The following is a 589-nucleotide window of genomic DNA, read 5'->3' on the forward strand; positions in this document are numbered from 1 at the left end:
GGTTCCTACCCCAAGCGAGTTGATTCGAACTATGGGCCTGTGGACGTGTCAGTCCCCAGGGACCGTAACGGCTCGTTCCTACCGGCGATGGTGCCCAAAGGCTCCCGTCGGCTCACCGACGTTGACGATATGATTATCAGCTTGTACGCAGGTGGCATGACTGTACGAGATATCCAGCACCATATGATCACCTCGATGGGCGTGGATATCTCCCATGAAACTATTTCTGCAGTTACTGAGACTGTTTTAGATGAGGTGATGATGTGGCAGAACCGCCAGCTCGATGACTTTTACCCGGTGATCTTTCTCGACGCGCTACGCATTAAAGTCCGCGACGGTGGCCGGGTGGTTAACAAGTCTGCTTACCTAGCCATCGGAGTAGACATGGACGGGATCAAGCACATCCTCGGTATTTGGTTGGCGAAAGAGGAAGGAGCGTCCTTTTGGGCTCATGTGTGCGCAAACCTCGCCTCGCGCGGGGTCCAGGACGTATTCATTGTCTGCTGCGACGGGCTTAAAGGCCTGCCAGAAGCTGTGGAAGCAACCTGGCCGGACTCGATGGTACAAACCTGTGTAGTGCACCTTATTC

At 54.5% G+C, this 589-nt stretch carries 1 protein-coding gene; it reads left to right on the forward strand.

Annotated elements, in window-relative coordinates:
- Positions 1-589, forward strand: a 589-nt coding sequence (locus F4V54_RS11205) for an IS256 family transposase (protein ID WP_150387180.1), incomplete at both ends; no start/stop codon positions are given.

The sequence above is a fragment of the Corynebacterium tuscaniense genome (assembly GCF_008693065.1).
Lineage (GTDB): Bacteria > Actinomycetota > Actinomycetes > Mycobacteriales > Mycobacteriaceae > Corynebacterium > Corynebacterium tuscaniense.